General features: G+C 50.4%; 19 protein-coding genes. 16 read left to right on the top strand and 3 right to left on the bottom strand.

What is annotated here, in order from left to right; translation table 11 throughout:
- Together bcp and OKS35_RS07995 are read left to right on the top strand one after the other, a co-directional pair.
- Window positions 1-438 (top strand): thioredoxin-dependent thiol peroxidase, encoded by a 438-nt coding sequence (bcp, locus tag OKS35_RS08000; protein WP_214691256.1) that lies wholly within the window; start codon window positions 1-3, stop codon window positions 436-438.
- A gap of 416 nt (window positions 439-854) precedes the next feature.
- Complete coding sequence (locus OKS35_RS07995; protein ID WP_264092812.1) at window positions 855-2,216, top strand: alanine/glycine:cation symporter family protein; 1,362 nt, start codon at window positions 855-857, stop codon at window positions 2,214-2,216.
- A gap of 40 nt (window positions 2,217-2,256) precedes the next feature.
- Here the strand turns inward: OKS35_RS07995 and OKS35_RS07990 are convergent, their stop codons facing one another.
- Window positions 2,257-3,960: a methyl-accepting chemotaxis protein gene (locus OKS35_RS07990; protein WP_214690589.1), complete on the bottom strand. Its 1,704-nt coding sequence runs from the start codon at window positions 3,958-3,960 to the stop codon at window positions 2,257-2,259.
- Between the two features lie 214 nt (window positions 3,961-4,174).
- Here OKS35_RS07990 and gatC point away from each other — a divergent pair, with 214 nt between their 5' ends.
- From gatC to OKS35_RS07945, 9 genes are all read left to right on the top strand, one after another.
- Window positions 4,175-4,465: an Asp-tRNA(Asn)/Glu-tRNA(Gln) amidotransferase subunit GatC gene (gene gatC / locus OKS35_RS07985; RefSeq protein WP_012727041.1), complete on the top strand. Its 291-nt coding sequence runs from the start codon at window positions 4,175-4,177 to the stop codon at window positions 4,463-4,465.
- An 11-nt stretch (window positions 4,466-4,476) separates the two neighbouring features.
- Window positions 4,477-5,919: an Asp-tRNA(Asn)/Glu-tRNA(Gln) amidotransferase subunit GatA gene (gatA, locus tag OKS35_RS07980; RefSeq protein WP_264092810.1), complete on the top strand. Its 1,443-nt coding sequence runs from the start codon at window positions 4,477-4,479 to the stop codon at window positions 5,917-5,919.
- Between the two features lie 12 nt (window positions 5,920-5,931).
- Window positions 5,932-7,362 (top strand): Asp-tRNA(Asn)/Glu-tRNA(Gln) amidotransferase subunit GatB, encoded by a 1,431-nt coding sequence (gene gatB, locus OKS35_RS07975; protein ID WP_264092809.1) that lies wholly within the window; start codon window positions 5,932-5,934, stop codon window positions 7,360-7,362.
- A gap of 63 nt (window positions 7,363-7,425) precedes the next feature.
- A complete protein-coding gene (locus OKS35_RS07970; RefSeq protein ID WP_012727038.1) occupies window positions 7,426-8,424 on the top strand; it encodes a diacylglycerol kinase in 999 nt (332 codons plus the stop codon).
- 55 nt (window positions 8,425-8,479) lie between these two features.
- Window positions 8,480-9,841 (top strand): 23S rRNA (uracil(1939)-C(5))-methyltransferase RlmD, encoded by a 1,362-nt coding sequence (rlmD, locus tag OKS35_RS07965; protein WP_214690590.1) that lies wholly within the window; start codon window positions 8,480-8,482, stop codon window positions 9,839-9,841.
- Window positions 9,842-9,913: 72 nt separating this feature from the next.
- Window positions 9,914-10,507: a dihydrofolate reductase family protein gene (locus OKS35_RS07960; protein ID WP_214690591.1), complete on the top strand. Its 594-nt coding sequence runs from the start codon at window positions 9,914-9,916 to the stop codon at window positions 10,505-10,507.
- Window positions 10,504-11,037: a GNAT family N-acetyltransferase gene (locus OKS35_RS07955; RefSeq protein ID WP_214690592.1), complete on the top strand. Its 534-nt coding sequence runs from the start codon at window positions 10,504-10,506 to the stop codon at window positions 11,035-11,037. Before OKS35_RS07960 ends, OKS35_RS07955 begins: the two co-directional genes overlap by 4 nt.
- 10 nt (window positions 11,038-11,047) lie before the next feature.
- The gene (locus tag OKS35_RS07950; protein ID WP_264092808.1) at window positions 11,048-11,665 is read left to right on the top strand and encodes a hypothetical protein; all 618 of its coding nucleotides are present in this window, start codon (window positions 11,048-11,050) and stop codon (window positions 11,663-11,665) included.
- Window positions 11,666-12,106, top strand: coding sequence for a hypothetical protein (locus tag OKS35_RS07945; RefSeq protein ID WP_214690594.1), 441 nt, complete (start codon window positions 11,666-11,668; stop codon window positions 12,104-12,106).
- Here the strand turns inward: OKS35_RS07945 and OKS35_RS07940 are convergent.
- Window positions 12,098-12,625 carry an AAA family ATPase gene (locus OKS35_RS07940; protein WP_214690595.1) on the bottom strand — a complete coding sequence of 176 codons (528 nt, stop codon included), beginning with the start codon at window positions 12,623-12,625 and terminating at the stop codon, window positions 12,098-12,100. The two genes, OKS35_RS07945 and OKS35_RS07940, sit on opposite strands and share 9 nt — an antisense overlap.
- A gap of 93 nt (window positions 12,626-12,718) precedes the next feature.
- Between OKS35_RS07940 and OKS35_RS07935 the strand changes: the two genes are divergently transcribed.
- A complete protein-coding gene (locus OKS35_RS07935) occupies window positions 12,719-13,588 on the top strand; it encodes a PhzF family phenazine biosynthesis protein (protein ID WP_214690596.1) in 870 nt (289 codons plus the stop codon).
- A gap of 32 nt (window positions 13,589-13,620) precedes the next feature.
- On the opposite strand, the gene OKS35_RS07930 is transcribed toward OKS35_RS07935, so the two are convergent.
- On the bottom strand, window positions 13,621-14,565 hold the full coding sequence (locus tag OKS35_RS07930) for a DUF5692 family protein (RefSeq protein ID WP_074036132.1): 945 nt from the start codon (window positions 14,563-14,565) through the stop codon (window positions 13,621-13,623).
- A 201-nt stretch (window positions 14,566-14,766) separates the two neighbouring features.
- Here OKS35_RS07930 and OKS35_RS07925 point away from each other — a divergent pair, with 201 nt between their 5' ends.
- The 4 genes from OKS35_RS07925 (at window position 14,767) to OKS35_RS07910 (ending at window position 17,295) form a co-directional block, all read left to right on the top strand.
- Window positions 14,767-15,381 (top strand): TetR/AcrR family transcriptional regulator, encoded by a 615-nt coding sequence (locus tag OKS35_RS07925; protein ID WP_214690597.1) that lies wholly within the window; start codon window positions 14,767-14,769, stop codon window positions 15,379-15,381.
- A gap of 84 nt (window positions 15,382-15,465) precedes the next feature.
- A complete protein-coding gene (locus OKS35_RS07920) occupies window positions 15,466-16,473 on the top strand; it encodes a tRNA dihydrouridine synthase (protein WP_374193976.1) in 1,008 nt (335 codons plus the stop codon).
- A gap of 75 nt (window positions 16,474-16,548) precedes the next feature.
- Window positions 16,549-16,755 (top strand): hypothetical protein, encoded by a 207-nt coding sequence (locus OKS35_RS07915; protein ID WP_214690598.1) that lies wholly within the window; start codon window positions 16,549-16,551, stop codon window positions 16,753-16,755.
- A 33-nt stretch (window positions 16,756-16,788) separates the two neighbouring features.
- The gene (locus OKS35_RS07910) at window positions 16,789-17,295 is read left to right on the top strand and encodes a hypothetical protein (RefSeq protein WP_214690599.1); all 507 of its coding nucleotides are present in this window, start codon (window positions 16,789-16,791) and stop codon (window positions 17,293-17,295) included.
- The last annotated feature ends 8 nt before the right edge of the window (window positions 17,296-17,303 follow it).

Raw genomic sequence — 17,303 nt, 5'->3', positions numbered from 1 at the left:
ATGCTCGCACCAACATTTTCATTACCGAACCAAAACGGAGAGATGGTTTCATTAAAGGACTATCTCGGCAAGAAAGTCGTCTTATACTTCTATCCTCGAGATTCGACACCTGGTTGCACGACCGAGGCATGCGATTTCCGCGATGCGTTGCCGAAGATGGAAGGCGCGGTCGTCCTTGGGGTATCGGCCGACAGTCAAAAGAAACATCAAAACTTTATCGCCAAGAATGACCTCCCATTTGATTTACTCGTGGACGAGGAACATAAAGTGTCCGAGCTTTACGGCGTCTGGCAGTTGAAGAAAAATTACGGGAAAGAATATTACGGCATCGTCCGTTCGACTTTCTTGATCAACGAGGACGGCTATATCGAAGAGGAGTGGCGCAACGTCAAAGTGAAAGGTCACGTCGAAGAAGTCGTGGCTGCCATTCGTTCGTAAAACGAGAAACTGAAGGAAAGGTCATGAACGGTTTCAGACTGTAGACAACGCATGGGTCTACAGTCTTTTTTGTTCCCTTAAGAGTCTCGCCTGCCCGTAATTGGTCGCTGCTATCAAGCCGCTTCGAGCGTGCTTTATACGGTTGCAACCACTCCATTTCTGATTGAGATGTAGTCTATCGATTAACGGTTCGTAGTGATCATGAAATCCGGGCTCATGCACTTGAATATATATTACAATCATATTTCGAAATAAATTTTAAGAAGCTTTTAAGAATAAGGGTTCAAGGAAAATATTACAATTATATAACGTTTTGAAAACGCTTTCTTTAGGCGGTGTACCTTGACTCGATTGTGAATGTTCTGAAAAATATAGGGAGAGCGCTCAAATCAAGAACGTAGGAGGAGAGCAACACGGTGAATCAAATTGAAAGTTGGCTGACGAGTTTATCCAATCTCGTCTGGGGGCCACATTTACTCATATTACTCGTCGGGACAGGGATTTTCCTGACCGTCCGTCTCGGATTTATCCAAGTGACGCGACTTGGGGTCGGTCTGAAAGAGGCATTTATACCAAAACCAGAACAACCGAAGAAAAAGCAACGTGGGGACATCTCGCATTTCCAAGCACTTATGACGGCATTGGCGGCCACGGTCGGTACCGGAAACATGGTCGGTGTCGCGACGGCGATTGTCCTCGGGGGACCGGGTGCTGTCGTTTGGATGTGGTTATCTGGTTTCGTCGGGATGGCGACGAAATACGCTGAGGCTATCCTGGCGGTCAAATATCGTGTCGTCGATGAACGCGGTGAGATTGCCGGGGGTCCGATGTATTACTTAGAACACGGACTAAAGAAAAAGTGGCTCGGCGTCTTGTTCGCCGTCTTTGCATCGGTCGCAGCCTTTGGGATTGGGAACGGGGTCCAAACGAACTCGATCAGTCTCGCCTTGAACAACTCGTTCAACATCCCAATGGTTGTGACAGGGATCGTCATGATGGCGGTCACGGCATTCGTCATCTTAGGTGGTGTCAAATCAATCGGAAAAGTCGTCGGAATCTTCGTCCCGTTCATGATTTTCGCATATGTCGGGAGTGGGCTCGTGATTCTCATCATGAACCTTGATTTGGTACCAGGTGCCTTATCGACAATGTTCTCGAGCACATTCAGTGCTGAAGCCATCGGTGGGGGTGCGTTAGGTGCCGCGATTCGCTACGGGGTCGCGCGCGGTGTGTTCTCTAACGAGGCAGGACTTGGATCTGCACCGATTGCGGCCGCAGCAGCGAAGACCGACTTCCCGGGACGTCAAGCACTCGTTTCGATGACACAAGTGTTGATCGACACACTCATCGTCTGTTCTATCACGGGACTCACGATCGTTATGGGTGGTCAATATACGGAAGGGCTTGAAGGGATTGCCTTGACGCAAGCCTCGTTCGCTTACTTCTTAGGACCTATTGGTGAAATCATCGTGACGATCTCGCTTGTCTTCTTCGCCTACTCAACCGTCCTCGGTTGGTGTTATTACGGGGAACGTTCAGCGTATTATTTACTCGGGGAAAAAGTGATCGTCCCATATCGTGTCCTCTACATTTTAGTCGCGGGACTCGGTGCGATGACGACGAACTTGAATTTGATCTGGTCCATCTCGGATGTGTTCAACGGTCTCATGGCTATCCCGAACTTGATTGGACTCTTGTTCCTCTCCGGTGTGGTCGTCGCCGAGACAAAACGATTCGAACTCGAACGGAAAAAAGAAGGGCAGTCCTCTGCCGCTTGATGAGAAAACCCGCCGGACAGCACGTGTCGGCGGGTTTTTGTCATACCTTGAATTGGCGAATCAGTGAATCAAGTTCTTCCATCTTTTGTTGCGACTGTTCCGTCGCATGGTTCAACTCGGCGAAGCGTTCGACGGACATCGTCACTTTTTCAGCAATTTCCTGCGTACCGAGCGCTCCGTTGTTGACGGTCGTCGCAACGTCCTGGATGACACCGATCATGTTCGACGTCAATTGTTCGAGCTCCCCGGCAGCGGCAGCGAACTCGGTCGCAGTCGTTTCGAAGCGACCTGCGTCCTCGCTATATTGTCCGGCTGCCTCTTCAAGTTGGTCATAATCTTTCAAGACGTTCGTGTCGAGGAAGTGGAGCATCTGTCCAGAGCTTTCATTCAAATGATCGACCGAATGAAGAACGGTCGTCGAGATGACTTGAATGCGTTCGACGGTCGCCCGGCTCGTTTCGGCGAGTTTTCGAATCTCGTCGGCGACGACGGCGAATCCACGTCCGGCCTCTCCGGCACGTGCCGCTTCGATCGAAGCATTGAGTGATAATAGGTTCGTCTGCGCGGCGATATCGAGGATGTCGTTCGTGAGCGTCGCGATCTCACGCACGGCTTTCGCATCTTGCATCGCTTTCTCTAAGTTTGTGCGTGTCGACTGAAGGACGCTGATGGCATTCTCTTTCGCCTCTACCGCATGTGACTTGAGGGAGAGGGCACGCTCATCGATTTGTCTCGCTTCGGTTTTCCGCTCATCGGCCATCGTCACGATATGATGAATCGTCCGCTCCATATCCGAGGCGGAAGCGTTCATCTCTTGAGCGCTCGCCGCCGTCTGTTGCATACCGGCGGTCAAATCCTCTGTCGTCGCAGCGGTCGTCGTCATGTACGTATCAAGTTCTTTCAACTCTTCGTACATATGGGTTGATTGTTTTGACACGCCAGTCGTCACGTCGTTCACTTGAAGAATCAACTGACGCAAGTTGGCGATGAACTGGTTAAAGTCGCGTGCGAGTCCGGCGAACTCATCGCGGCGCTTCACAGGGATTGACGTCGTCAAATCGCCTTCGCTCGTGGCGAGCTCACGCATCTTCGTCTTGAACTCTTTGAGTGGTTCAAAGATGGAGCGGAAGATGAAGAGCATCATGAGGATCGTCATGACAGCCGCGACCCCAAGGACGATGAATAGTGTGAGTTGTACTTGTTCAAACGACTTAGCCGCCGCCGCTGTGTCCGTCTGAATTTCTTCCCGGTTCAAGTTGACGAGTAGACCGAGAGAGTTCGAGAGCGTGTCAGCGCTTGCATCCGCTGTATCGCGAATATACGCTTCTGCGGCCTCTGTACCGTCTTCATTCGAAATACGAATGAGTTCATTCATGACCGTTTGGAAGTTATCCCAATTCGCACGGGCTTCATCGAAGAGCTGTTGATCTTCTTCCATGATAATCGTCGCTTCATAGCCGTCCATCCGTTGTTCCAAAATGGCGACGGATGCTTGAATATCCCGTTCGATGTTTTGTTTCGTCACGGCGTCATCCACGAGAGCGTGACGAATCAAATGACGACGGATTTCGAGCAGTTGCTTATCGACTTGATGAATCTGGTCCATGCCTGGCACCCAGGAAACGGTCATGTCTTCTTGAGCTGCTTTTGATGCGTTCAAGGCGTACCATGAGTAACCGCTTACACCGAGGAGTAGCACAAACATGATGCTAAACGCAGTGATGAGTTTATTCCGAATCGACATACGATTCCTCCTTACGAATCTTTTCTACCATTAGCATAATCAGAATCGCACATCGACCGTATAGCTGATTTCGAAAGCGGGTCAATATTCGGAGAAGATTTCCCTAGTTTCTCAAAAAGGAGACATTTTCTCACAAGATAGATTTCCTTTTTTGTCTTATGAAAAAGTGGTATGATAATGAACGATGTATTGAAAACTGTTGGAGGTGGGAATTTTGGCTCGTATTACAGAAGCTGAAGTTCGGCACGTCGCCGGACTTGCCCGACTTGCGATTACGGATGAAGAAGTGACGCACTTCACGGAGCAATTGACAAAAATTCTCGAGTTCGCCGAGCAACTCGATGAGCTGGATACAACGGGCGTCGAACCGACGACCCATGCCCTAGATTTGAAAAACGTACTACGCAAAGACGAGGTCCGTCCATCGCTTCCACGTGAGGAAGTCGAACGGATGGCACCTGACTGGGAGAACGGTCAAGTCCGTGTCCCTGCGGTCTTTGAGTAAGGAGGCCTTTCATGAGTTTATTTGACCACGGTGTAGCGAAACTGCATACGTTATTAAAAGAAGGCGAAGTCACGGTCACGGACCTCGTCAAAGAGTCGTTCGACCGCATCGAAGCGACGGATGATCAAATCGGTGCGTTTTTGACGCTCAATGAGGATGCGTTTGAGCAAGCGAAGCGCATGGATGAGCTCGCAAAAACGTCAGACAACCCGCTTTTCGGCATGCCGATCGGTGTGAAAGACAACATCGTTACAAAAGGGATGCGGACGACATGTGCCTCGACGTTCCTCGAGAACTTCGTCCCGGCACACGATGCGACGGTCGTCGAGCGTCTTCATGATGCGGGTGCCCTCACAATCGGGAAGTTGAACATGGACGAGTTCGCGATGGGTTCATCAAACGAGAACTCGGCGTTCAAGCCTGTCCGTAACCCATGGGATCCGACTCGTGTACCAGGAGGTTCTTCAGGCGGTTCAGCAGCATCGGTCGCAGCTGGGCAAGTCCTCTTCAGCCTCGGTTCGGATACGGGTGGTTCGATTCGTCAACCAGCCGCGTATTGTGGTGTCGTTGGGATGAAGCCGACATACGGTCTCGTCTCACGTTTCGGTCTCGTCGCCTTCGCGTCGTCACTTGATCAAATCGGCCCGCTCACGCGCACGGTCGAAGACAATGCTTACTTATTGAATACGATTGCGGGTCATTGCGACATGGACTCGACGTCGGCTGAGGTCGAGGTGCCGGACTATACGGCAGCGCTCAACCAGGATTTGACGGGCATGAAGTTCGCACTTCCGGAAGAGTTCATGGCAGAAGGTGTCGCGCCTGGCGTCCGTGAACAGATTGAAAAAGCGATCGAGACGCTCAAGTCTCTCGGTGCGACAATCGAGACGGTTTCGATTCCGTCTGTGAAGTATGCCCTCTCGGCGTACTACTTGCTCGCGTCGTCAGAAGCTTCTTCGAACTTGGCTCGTTTCGACGGTATCCGTTATGGACGTCGCGCCGAAGCGGACACGCTCGACGAAGTGTTCACATATTCGCGTGAACAAGGGTTCGGGGACGAGGTCAAACGCCGGATCATGCTCGGGACTTATGCCCTCAGCTCTGGTTACTATGATGCGTTCTACAAGAAAGCCCAACAAGTCCGTACCCTCATGAAGCAGGACTTCGCGAAAGTGTTCGAAGAGTATGATGCCATCGTTGGACCAACTGCTCCGACGACAGCTTTCAAACTCGGCGAACAGCTCGACGATCCGCTCACGATGTATGCGAACGATATCATGACGATTCCGGTCAACTTGGTCGGTATCCCGGCCATTTCGGTCCCGGCAGGTCTTTCAGAAGGACTTCCGGTCGGTCTTCAAATTATCGGGAACTACTTTGATGAATCAACACTTTACCGCGTGGCCCATGCTTTTGAACAAGTAAACGGCGGTTTCAAGATGCCACAGCTCTAAGGAGGACGTACGATGAACTTTGAAACGATCATCGGGATCGAGGTGCACGCCGAGCTGAGCACGAAGTCGAAGATTTGGTGTGGCTGCTCACGCACTTACGGTGCCGAAACGAATACACAGACGTGTCCGATTTGTCTCGGACACCCAGGCGTCTTGCCTAAATTGAACGAAGAAGCGGTCAACCTCGCCATCAAAGCGGCAATGGCACTCAACTGTGAGATTGCGACAGATACGAAGTTCGACCGCAAGAACTACTTCTACCCTGACACGCCGAAAGCATATCAAATCTCGCAGTTTGATAAGCCGATCGGTTCAAACGGTCACGTCGACGTCGAAGTAGACGGAGAGATGAAACGATTCCGCATCGAGCGCGTGCACTTGGAAGAAGATGCCGGGAAGATGAACCACACGGGCGAGAAGCACTCGGTCGTCGACTTCAACCGGACCGGTTCACCACTCATCGAGATTGTCAGTGAGGCAGACATGCGCTCACCGAAAGATGCGGTCGCGTATCTCGAGCGTTTGAAAGAAGTCCTCTCGTTCGCTGGCGTCTCGGACGTCAAGATGGAAGAGGGGTCACTTCGCTGTGACTGTAACATCTCGGTCCGTCCATTCGGGCAGGAGAAGTTCGGTACGAAGACAGAGCTCAAGAACTTGAACTCGTTCTCAAACGTCTTAAAGGCACTCGACTATGAAGAGACGCGTCATCGCAAATTGCTTCTTTCAGGTGGTGTCATGCGTCAAGAGACGCTCCGTTACGACGAAGCGGCGAAAAAGACGATTCTCATGCGTGTTAAAGAAGGGGCAGCGGACTACCGTTACTTCCCAGAACCGGACCTCGTCCGTCTCGAAATCGATGAGGCATGGAAAGAGCACATCCGCGCGACGATTCCAGAGATGCCGGCAGCTCGTCGTGAACGCTACATGAGCCAATACGGTCTCTCGGCATACGACGCAAAAGCCCTCACGTCAACGCGAGAGTTCTCGGACTTCTTCGAAGCGACGACAGCGGCCGGTGCGGAGCCGAAAGCGGCAGCGAACTGGCTCATGGGTGAAGTGCTCGGTCACTTGAACAAGTCGAATGAAACGGTCGAGACGATGAAGTTGACACCGGAATCACTCGCCGAGCTCATCCGCTTGATCGCAGAAGGGACGATTTCATCGAAAATCGCGAAGCGTGTCTTCACGGCGATGATGGAAGAAGGCGCTGATCCGAAAGCGTATGTGGAAGCGAACGGACTCGCCCAAATCTCGGACGAGAACTTACTCCGTGGCTACATCCTCGAATTGTTCGAGGCGCATCCGCAAATGATCGAAGACTTCAAGAACGGGAAAGACCGTGCGAAAGGCTTCATCATCGGCCAAATCATGAAACAGACGAAAGGGATGGCGAACCCGGCACTCCTCGATGGCTTGTTCCACGAAGAGATCGCAAAACGCTAAGCAGGCGGCGAGACACTTGTGTCTCGCTTTTCGCTCGAGTTGAGCATAGGGGAGAGAATCAATATGCAACGGAAACGTGCGCGGGTCATTTATAACCCGACATCTGGTAAAGAAGTGATCAAACGGGAACTCCCGTACATTTTGAACCGCCTCGAGGATGCGGGTTATGAGACGTCGACGTATGCGACGAAAGCGATTGGTGATGCCACGCTCGAAGCAAAACGGGCCTCAGCGGCCGAGTTCGACCTCATCATCGCCGCAGGCGGAGACGGGACATTGAACGAAGTCATCTCAGGGCTCGCCCCGCTAGAGAATCGTCCGACGATCGGACTCATTCCGGTCGGGACGACGAACGACTTTGCCCGGGCGATGCGGATTCCACTAAGTGTGGTCGGTGCACTCGACGTCATCTGTGACGGATTCGAGATGCCGGTCGACCTTGGGGAAATCGAAGGCGAGAAAGGTGACATTCACTATTTCATCAATATCGCCGGTGGCGGCATCATGACCGAGCTCTCGTATGAGGTGCCATCGAAGTTGAAGACAGCACTCGGGCAGCTCGCGTATTACGTGAAAGGGATGGAGAAACTGCCTCTCATCAAACCGACGTATATCGAGCTCGAACACGATGAAGGAACGTTCCAAGGCGAGGTCATGGTCTTCCTCACATCGAACTCGAACTCGGTCGGTGGATTTGAAAAAATCTCACCACACGCGTCGTTGAATGACGGGTTGTTCGATCTGTTCATTTTGCGGAAATGTAACTTGTTCGAATTCATCCACGTCGTCCGCCTACTCCTGCGGGGTGAGCACTTATCAAGCTCACTCGTCGAGCATGTGAAGACGAGCCGCGTCCGGATGAAGACGACCGAGCCGATGAGTCTCAACATCGACGGTGAGTACGGCGGGGAATGCACAGGTGAAATGCGGAACTTATTCCGTCACTTGACGGTGCTCGCGCCGAACGCCCGAATTCGCGAGATGGAAGATTTGAATGCACAATATGAACGCGAACAGATGATCAAGCAATTGTTCAATGTTTCGCTCGATAAAGCAGAGTGAAAAGATAGGAATGACGACATCTGTCATTCCTATTTGCAATGGAAGGAGCATTCGTATGCTACCAGTGAAAAAGAATGATCGTCTCGACGTCCACGTCCACGACTTGACCCATGAAGGGGCGGGTGTGGCACGTGTCGACGGCTATACGTTGTTCGTCCCGAACGCGTTACCGGGTGAGACGGTCGAAATCGTCGTGACGAAGACGAACAAGCAGTATGGGTTCGCCCGATTGTTGAACGTGAAAGAAGCGAGCGCCGACCGCGTCGAGCCACCGTGCCCGATTTTTTATCAGTGTGGCGGCTGTCAGCTGCAACACTTCAGTTATGAAGGACAACTTCGCCAGAAACGAGAACGTGTCGTCGATGCGCTCAAGCGTCTTGGTCAGTTCGACGTGCCGGTCCATGACACGATCGGGATGCCAGAACCTTGGCGCTACCGCAACAAGGCGCAAGTCCCGTTCAAACAAGAAGGAGACCGTCTCGTTTCAGGCTTCTATCGTCCTCGTTCCCATGATATCGTCGAGATGAGCGAATGTTTGATTCAAGATGAGCGCAATGATCAGGCGATCCAAGTCGTCCGTGATGTGTTGGATGCTCGCGGTGTGCCGGCGTATGACGAGAAGACAGGACGTGGGGTCATCCGTCACGTCATGGCCCGTTACGGGTACCATTCGGGTGAACTCATGATCGTCCTTATCACGAAGACGACGAAATTAAAAGGCGTGAATGAGATCGTCGCCGATATCGTCGAGCGTCTCCCAGACGTGACGTCGATCATGCAAAACGTCAACCCGGACAAGACGAACGTCATCCTCGGAGCGACGAACAAGTTGCTCTATGGTCATGAGACGATTGAGGATAAAATCGCAGGACTCACATTCACGATTTCTCCGCACTCGTTCTTCCAAGTCAACCCGGTCCAAACGGAGAAGTTGTACGGGAAAGCGCTGGAGTACGCACAACTGTCAGGTACGGAACAAGTCGTCGATGCCTATTGCGGCATCGGGACGATCAGTCTGTTCCTTGCTCGGAAAGCAGCGCATGTGTACGGTGTCGAAGTCGTACCGGAAGCGATTGAAGACGCGAAACAGAATGCGCTCGTCAATGAGATCGATAACGTGACGTACGCATGTGGTGCGGCGGAAGATGTGCTTCCAGAGTGGAAGAAAGACGGTGTGAACCCGGATGTGATCGTCGTCGATCCACCACGTAAAGGATGTGCCGAATCGTTCCTTGAGACGATGGTCGAGATGGGACCGAAGCGAATCGTATACGTCTCCTGTAACGTCGCAACACAGGCGCGTGATATGCGTTACCTCGCCGACCGTGGCTATCGCTTGATGGAAGTGACACCGGTCGACATGTTCCCGCATACGGCGCATGTGGAGACGGTGGCGTGGTTGGAGAAAGTAGAATAAGATGAATGTATCATGCCTTCGATTGAATCAATCGGGGGCTTTTTTTGCAAACAGTCGAAAGGAGAGTCGGAGATGAGGAAAATCATTGTTCTGGAACACCTGTCGTTAGACGGTGTGATTCAAGCACCAGGTGGGAGAGAAGAAGATTTGAGTGGGGATTTCATGCATGGGGGATGGACGGAGCCGTTTTCGAGTCAAGAGCTTGGAATTTGGATTCGGACGCAAATGCATAGTGAGTTTGATTTGTTGCTCGGTCGAAAGACATATGATCAGTGGGCGAGTTATTGGCCGAATCACGATGACATTTGGCCGGAAGCCAACCGGGCGATGAAGTATGTGGTCACGCGGCAGTCAACGGACTCACGATGGGAATCAACGACGTTTCTGACAGAGCCAGTCGAAGCGTTGAAACGACTCAAACAAGAAGAGGGACCCGATTTACACGTCTGGGGAAGCGGGGAACTCGTGCACACGCTACTCGCAAACAATCTCATCGATGAAGTTCGACTGATCGTGTATCCCATCATCATCGGGTCAGGCAAACGACTTTTCCCAGACGGCAACATCTTGCCACTGCAACTTGACGTGATTGAGCAACAGCTGATGCCAAACGGGGTCCATGTCGTTCGGTATGGACGCCTTCAATCGGAAGGGGAGAAGAGATGAGAATCGAGCAACACCTCGAAATGACCGTATCAGAATCGATGGATAAGGAGCTAACTGAGCTATTACAACATGCGTTTCCCTCAATTTATCCGAATCGCCGCTACTTCAAGCAATTACCCCATTTCCGACTCATCGCGTATGAAGACGAACGGATCATTGGACAAGTCGGGTTAGACTTTCGTGTGATGAATATGAACGGGGAATCGATTCACGTGCTCGGCATCATCGATCTGTGTGTCCGGGAAGAAGTTCGGGGACGTGGGGTCGGACGGGCACTGATGGAAAAAGTCATTGCTCTTGGGGAAACGTACCCCATCGATTTTCTTCTGTTATTCGCAGACCGACCAGACCTCTACGAACGCATCGGGTTTCACACGGTATCTAACACATGCACGTGGCTTCAAATCAATGACGAGAATCAGACGATACGAGGGATCGGGGAGGCGTCGTTTGAAGAATTGATGATTCGTCAGGTGGGAGACAAACGATGGAGCGACGGAACACTCGATTTGCTTGGATATTTATACTAGGGGGATATCGATGAATCTTGAACAAGTGACAAAAATGTATGAGACGTATGCACAAAAAATCAGGGACCGAAAACAAGTGTATGAAACGATTGCTGATACTTTTGACGTAAAGCAGGCGCTCTATCCAGGGAGTCACGTCGACGTCGCCCCTTCCCTCGTCATCCCTCATGTCATCTATGTCGACAGTTTCAAAGGGACGATTCGTTTCTTCAAGCAAATTGAAACGGTACAGGAGCTGATGGATCAACGAAAGGAATATGATGAGCCGTGTACGATTGAATTTTTTGGTCAGGACTATACGCAGCCGCTCGACATCGAACCCGTTGACTTGATCATCTCGCAATATGCGGGGTTTGTCGGTCAGGCGACGAAACAATATTTGAAGCCGCGTGGCATCTTGCTCTGTAACGATAGCCATGGAGATGCGACGTTGGCGCAATTCGATAAAACGTTCGAGCTGATTGGGGTCATGGGAAGTACAAATGAACTCATTCAGACAGGGCTCGACGATTATTTCCGATTGCCGAAAGGGAAAGACGTCGATGTAGCCGAAGTGAAGAAGACGATGAAAGGTCCAATGTATACGAAGTCAGTTGAGAATTATGTGTTTCAAAAAAGGAGGGATTGAATGAAGCAATATACGATTCGAACTCGTAACGTCCCGCTTTCCCTGCATGACGCGGTCATCACGGAAGCGACTTTTATGGGTTCGACAATCCGTCTCGTTTTTGCGGATGGCATCCGTGACTTGTTCAAGAAAGAAGCGGTATGGACGGGACGTGCCGTCGTGACAATCTCGAACGTAGACCGGGATTCTTCGTCGCTCGTCCGCTTCGGTGAATCGTCTTATTCGGTATGTCCGATCGAACAATTGGGTCAGTTTGTTAAAATGGGGCGCTTCGAAATCATCGATGAACTGTACGGATATCGGCAACTATTGTTCCGCTGCATGTGGTTGACCGATATGATGTGTGAGGCGGTGGAGCTGAGTCTATCCCATTCAAGTGAGCTCGTCATCCGATGGGAAGACGAGCCGTCCGAAGCGATGTATGAATCTGAATCATTTTGAGGCAAGTGTGAGACCGACATGATCGGCGACCGCTCGCGCAACATCTTGTTTTGATAGGTGATCTGTTACAATTTTTTCTGCATGGATTTCAGATTGAAATGCGGACTGGCAGCGAACAATCTGCGCTTTCCCCCAAGAGTTGAACCATTCGAAACGTTTATTCAATCGTTTCACGAGCGTTTGTCGATGCGCTTCGAGGATCAAATGACGTACGTCGATCCCGTCCCGCTGAAGCCGACCGATGATTTCGTCTACATACATTGCGTCCACCAATGTCATGGGAACGAGGATGACCCCATCGAAGGACGTGGCAATCTTCGACAACATCCGATAGTTGAACTCCCGCCATTCCGGATGGTGCTGAAAATCGGGCTGTTGAAGGCTTTTTGGCAATTGGTTCCGAATGAAAAAGCCGACTTGTTCCGGGTCATAGAGAAACGCGTTCGGCAACTGTTTCTCAAGTAGCTTGGCACAGGTTGTCTTGCCCGAGCCGAATGCACCGTTAATCCATATAATCATCAAAGTCCCCCCATTTTTCATCATGTCGTCTTGCAATTATAACGTATAGTTGAGTTTGCAGAATCCTATAGATTGACTAAAGGAGATTGAAACATGTTATCGATTGATGTATATGTTGTCCATGCTTTTTCAAAAGATGGAGAAGGAGGGAATGCGGCTGGGGTCGTATTACATGCAGATGCCTTAACCGAATTAGAAATGAAACAGATTGCGAAGAAGGTCGGTTACAGTGAGACTGCCTTCGTGAGTCAATCGCATCATGCGGATGTCCGCGTCCGTTTTTTCACACCTGAAGAGGAAGTCGACCTCTGTGGTCATGCAACGATTGCAACGTTTCATGTATTGAAAGAACAAGGTCTACTTGGGAGTGGACGATTTACACAAGAGACGAGAGCTGGTGTGTTAGAGGTCGAGATCCGAAACGATTTGACTATTATGATGCAGCAGCGACTCCCAGAATTTTTACCCGTGACAAATCATCAAGAAATTGCTGATTCACTTAAGGTTCCGCTTGAGGTATTAGATGATCGTTTTCCGATTCTGATCGGTTTCACTGGACTCCGGGATATCCTGATTCCTATCAAATCGCTTACTGAACTATTGTCTATTCAACCGGACTTCGAAAAAGTGAAGGAAATCAGTCGACAATCTGACGTGGTTGGGTACCATCTTTTCACTCTTGAAACGATGGAGGATGGCATCGCCCATACACGAAATTTTGCGCCACTATATGGAATCGATGAAGAATCTGCCACTGGAACGTCGAACGGTGCGCTGGCTTGTTATCTGTTCGAGCAATCTCTTGTTTTGAAGAAGTCGTCTACGCTTGTCATGGAGCAAGGATATGGAATGAAACTTCCGTCAGAAATTTTGGTAGAACTAACTGTAGCAGGAGAAGAAATCTCACACGTCACGGTTGGAGGAAAGGCGACTACTCTGAGCGTACAACATCTTGATTTCTAGGAACTCAAAAGACGAGCCGCGGCTCGTCTTTTTCATGCTGTCTTAGGATTAGGTGATTCTGTTTCTCGTAACGCATCGACTCGTTTGTATTCTTCAGTATCGGTCCACAGCTCGTCTTTCAACGGGTTGAGACGTCGTTTCATAATACGTGATACCTGCATGACGGCGAGCACGACGTTGAGGGCAAGACTGATGAGTGCGAGCGTCCAGTTCGCTGCCGGATTATACGAGACGCTCACGTTGAACGTACTGCCGACCGCAAAGAAGTAAGGGAAGGTCATGACCCACATCATCCAAATCGAGAGCGTTTGGGCACGGTTCTGCATCCATGTTCCTTTCGCCCAAAGGAGGGCAGGGATGGTCGCGGCAATGTTTAACGCAAATCCGGAATAAAATGCGTTACCTGGTGCACACGAATAGACGTAGGAGATGTTCCAGATTCCATATGCGATGATCCACAATTTCGTCTGGTCCGGCCAAATCATATCGACTCGCTTACCGGACGTCGCAAAGATACCGAACCAGCCACAAATGGTGAGGATGTTCAAAATTCCGGCGAAGGCGTTGACGTAGTTCCACCCACCGGAGATGTAATTCATACCGTCGACGACCCCATCAAATCCCATGAAGCCGACTTGAAACTCCCGTATAACGGCCTCCATGATATTGATGGCAAGAATGGCCGGGACGAGTACTAAATACCAAGGATGTTTCTTATGGTAGTTCGTGAAGCGGATGACCATGTAGATGAGCGCGCCGGCGAGTGCCGAATACACCTTCACCCAATGGAACCACGACGTGATTTCCGAATCGACGACAAACAACCAGATTGGAGTCAGTGCGATCGGTAACGCCATGAACATAAGTTGGCTCGCCCGTTTACCAGAACGGACGAACTCGTTAAACCCCATCAGCAGTCCAAGGACGACGAACCACATGACGACGTTATACCAAGGCATTGATTCGAAGAAAAACATAACATGACACTCCTTTCGAAAATGAGATAAACAGAAATAAATGCAGTGACTAAACATACCGAACGTTCGTTATGTTTATGTGAAAAGTGTAACAAACTATTGTAAGCGCTGTCAATAGGGGGTGGGAGCTCACATGGAAGTGTCGAAAGTTTGCCACATCATTATGGTATAATGAGCGTTGAAAACAGAGGAGGGTGCGAGATGATGATGAACGAAGGAAAGTTGAAAATCTTACAAGCTGCGCGTGAAATCATCGTCGAACAGGGCATCAAAGGCACGACGCTCCGAGGGATTGCGGAGCGGGCCGGATTCAGTACGGGTGCGATTTATCATTACTACACGTCCAAAGAGGCGATTCTATATGACGTGATGGACGAGGGGCTCGGTGAGGTAAAACGCATTGAGACCGTCTCCCATGACGATCGAAAGGAAGCGGCGGTGATTATTCAGGAAATCTATGAAGGTATGCAGGAGCGCCTTCAAAAAGATGCGGAGAGCCGACTTCAATTTTATCTCGCCCACGAAGCGATGATTGGCAATGAGGACATCGAACAAAAGTTCAGAGAGAAATATCAAGACTGGATTACACGGATTGAGGCGATCTTTGTACGGGCTTACGGAGTCGAGCAAGGGCCGATGACTCAGGCGGTCGCCACATGGACGATGGCCGGGATTGACGGGATGGTGCTCCAGACGCTACTTCGCACGGGAACGATTGAACCGGAATACACGAATCGTGTGCTTCATTATTTATTGACCGAAGGATTCCCGCACTTTTTTCAACTCATTCGCTCGAAAGAAACGGATCATGAGTAATGTCAGTTGATACAATCCGACGGACATAATAGAATAGATGAGTGATTTTGTTGGACTGTATGGATGAAAGGAACTGATTTTACGATGAAAGAAAACTTTTGGCGCGACCTTCCGCGTCCGTTCTTTATACTTGCCCCGATGGAAGATGTGACCGATGTCGTCTTCCGTCATGTCGTCGCCCACGCGGGACGCCCGGACGTCTTCTTCACAGAATTCGCGAACTCGGACAGCTATTGCCATCCGGAAGGAAAAGGTAGCCTCCGTGGTCGTTTGACGTTCACTGAGGACGAACAGCCGATGGTCGCCCACATCTGGGGAGACAATCCGGAATATTTCCGTCAAATGAGTATCGGGATGGCCGAGATGGGCTATAAAGGACTCGATATCAATATGGGTTGCCCGGTCCCGAACGTGGCGAAACGTGGGAAGGGGAGCGGTCTTATTCTCCGTCCGGAAGTTGCGGCTGAGCTCATTCAAGCAGCAAAAGCCGGTGGTCTCCCTGTCAGCGTCAAAACGCGACTCGGCTACGCGAAGCTCGATGAGTGGCGTGACTGGTTGACGCATCTCTTGAAACAAGACATCGCCAACTTGTCGATTCACTTGCGCACGCGCAATGAGATGAGTAAAGTCGACGCGCACTGGGAAATGATCCCGGACATCGTGAAGTTGCGGGACGAGATCGCCCCGGATACGCTCATCACCATCAACGGGGACATCCTCGACCGTCAAATGGGACTCGAGCTCGTTGAGAAATACGGGGTCGATGGTGTCATGATCGGTCGCGGGATTTTCAAGAACCCGTTCGCGTTCGAGAAAGAGCCTCGCGAACACTCGATGGAAGAACACCTTGATCTATTGCGTCTGCAACTGGACCTTCAGGATAAATTCCAAGAAGACGTGCCGCGTTCGATTTCGAACTTGCACCGTTTCTTCAAGATTTATGTCAAAGGATTCCGTGGGGCGAGCGAGCTCCGTCATAACTTGATGGAAACGAAATCGACGGATGAGGTACGAGCGTTACTCGATGCCTTTGTCGAGAAATATCATGAAGAAGAGGCAGCACTCGCTGAGGCGGTCTCGACAGTCGAATAGTTTTTTGAAGGGGGTCAGTGAATACTGGGTCCCTTTTTTATATGAAAAATAGTAGATGACGATGAAACGTTTCATATGGTCGATTCGTATGTAATGAGTGGAAAGAAGAGGAGGGGCGAATGGCGCGAATCAGTAGTCGGGCTTGGACTTGTATTTGGCACGGTTAGCGGAATCGTCATCTCTTCATTAGTTGATTTTCCGTTTATATATGGTATTGTCATCGGTTCAATCATCGGATATGTGATTGGTCTTTTCATATCCATTCGTGCGATGAAACGATAGCGACCCATTACTAAAACAAGAGGGGGCTTTCACATGAGTGAATTCCAATTTATTGTGAGCGATCACCCACTAAAAGAAGTCGAAAATCCATATGTCGAGTTCTTATCTATCAACGAGGCCATCCAAAAAGGCATCGTGTTGCCTGACATTCTGACAGACGTCGAGGACCTCGACCGTGATGAAAAGATTTTGATGAACGTCGAGTCGGAAGAGCAACTTGACGAGATTGAGATTAAACATAGTCTCTATTATGCGATGGAGAACGTCGAGGCGTATTCTTCAAAACCGCACGTAGTAGAGTTGCGTTGGCGTTATTCCGATGCGAGAGCAGAACAGCTCGTCGAATATATAACCGACCATTTGAAGACGGCGGAGGAAATCGAGATTTGGAAAGTGTGGGTCGATGAACAGACCAAGCCGAAAGTTCAATCCATCAAGCTCGACGAGTTGACGATAGATGCATTACGATTCTTAGGCGAAGTCGGATTCGTACGACCGGAGTGCCTTCGAGTTACAACATCCTCATCCGCATGCAAATAACGTATTGT

It is taken from the genome of Exiguobacterium sp. N5, from assembly GCF_025842465.1.
Lineage (GTDB): Bacteria > Bacillota > Bacilli > Exiguobacteriales > Exiguobacteriaceae > Exiguobacterium > Exiguobacterium profundum.
This window is presented reverse-complemented; position numbering and strand designations above follow the sequence as displayed.

Coding starts and splice junctions, on each gene's coding strand:
- bcp (WP_214691256.1), top strand. CDS start 1: ATGCTCGCACCAACATTTTCATTACCGAACCAAAACGGAGAGATGGTT.
- OKS35_RS07935 (WP_214690596.1), top strand. CDS start 12,719: ATGTTATCGATTGATGTATATGTTGTCCATGCTTTTTCAAAAGATGGA.
- OKS35_RS07955 (WP_214690592.1), top strand. CDS start 10,504: ATGAGAATCGAGCAACACCTCGAAATGACCGTATCAGAATCGATGGAT.
- OKS35_RS07960 (WP_214690591.1), top strand. CDS start 9,914: ATGAGGAAAATCATTGTTCTGGAACACCTGTCGTTAGACGGTGTGATT.
- OKS35_RS07920 (WP_374193976.1), top strand. CDS start 15,466: ATGAAAGAAAACTTTTGGCGCGACCTTCCGCGTCCGTTCTTTATACTT.
- OKS35_RS07970 (WP_012727038.1), top strand. CDS start 7,426: ATGCAACGGAAACGTGCGCGGGTCATTTATAACCCGACATCTGGTAAA.
- OKS35_RS07990 (WP_214690589.1), bottom strand. CDS start 3,960: ATGTCGATTCGGAATAAACTCATCACTGCGTTTAGCATCATGTTTGTG.
- OKS35_RS07915 (WP_214690598.1), top strand. CDS start 16,549: ATGGTCGATTCGTATGTAATGAGTGGAAAGAAGAGGAGGGGCGAATGG.
- OKS35_RS07940 (WP_214690595.1), bottom strand. CDS start 12,625: ATGATTATATGGATTAACGGTGCATTCGGCTCGGGCAAGACAACCTGT.
- gatA (WP_264092810.1), top strand. CDS start 4,477: ATGAGTTTATTTGACCACGGTGTAGCGAAACTGCATACGTTATTAAAA.
- OKS35_RS07950 (WP_264092808.1), top strand. CDS start 11,048: ATGAATCTTGAACAAGTGACAAAAATGTATGAGACGTATGCACAAAAA.
- OKS35_RS07945 (WP_214690594.1), top strand. CDS start 11,666: ATGAAGCAATATACGATTCGAACTCGTAACGTCCCGCTTTCCCTGCAT.
- OKS35_RS07930 (WP_074036132.1), bottom strand. CDS start 14,565: ATGTTTTTCTTCGAATCAATGCCTTGGTATAACGTCGTCATGTGGTTC.
- OKS35_RS07925 (WP_214690597.1), top strand. CDS start 14,767: ATGATGATGAACGAAGGAAAGTTGAAAATCTTACAAGCTGCGCGTGAA.
- gatB (WP_264092809.1), top strand. CDS start 5,932: ATGAACTTTGAAACGATCATCGGGATCGAGGTGCACGCCGAGCTGAGC.
- OKS35_RS07910 (WP_214690599.1), top strand. CDS start 16,789: ATGAGTGAATTCCAATTTATTGTGAGCGATCACCCACTAAAAGAAGTC.
- rlmD (WP_214690590.1), top strand. CDS start 8,480: ATGCTACCAGTGAAAAAGAATGATCGTCTCGACGTCCACGTCCACGAC.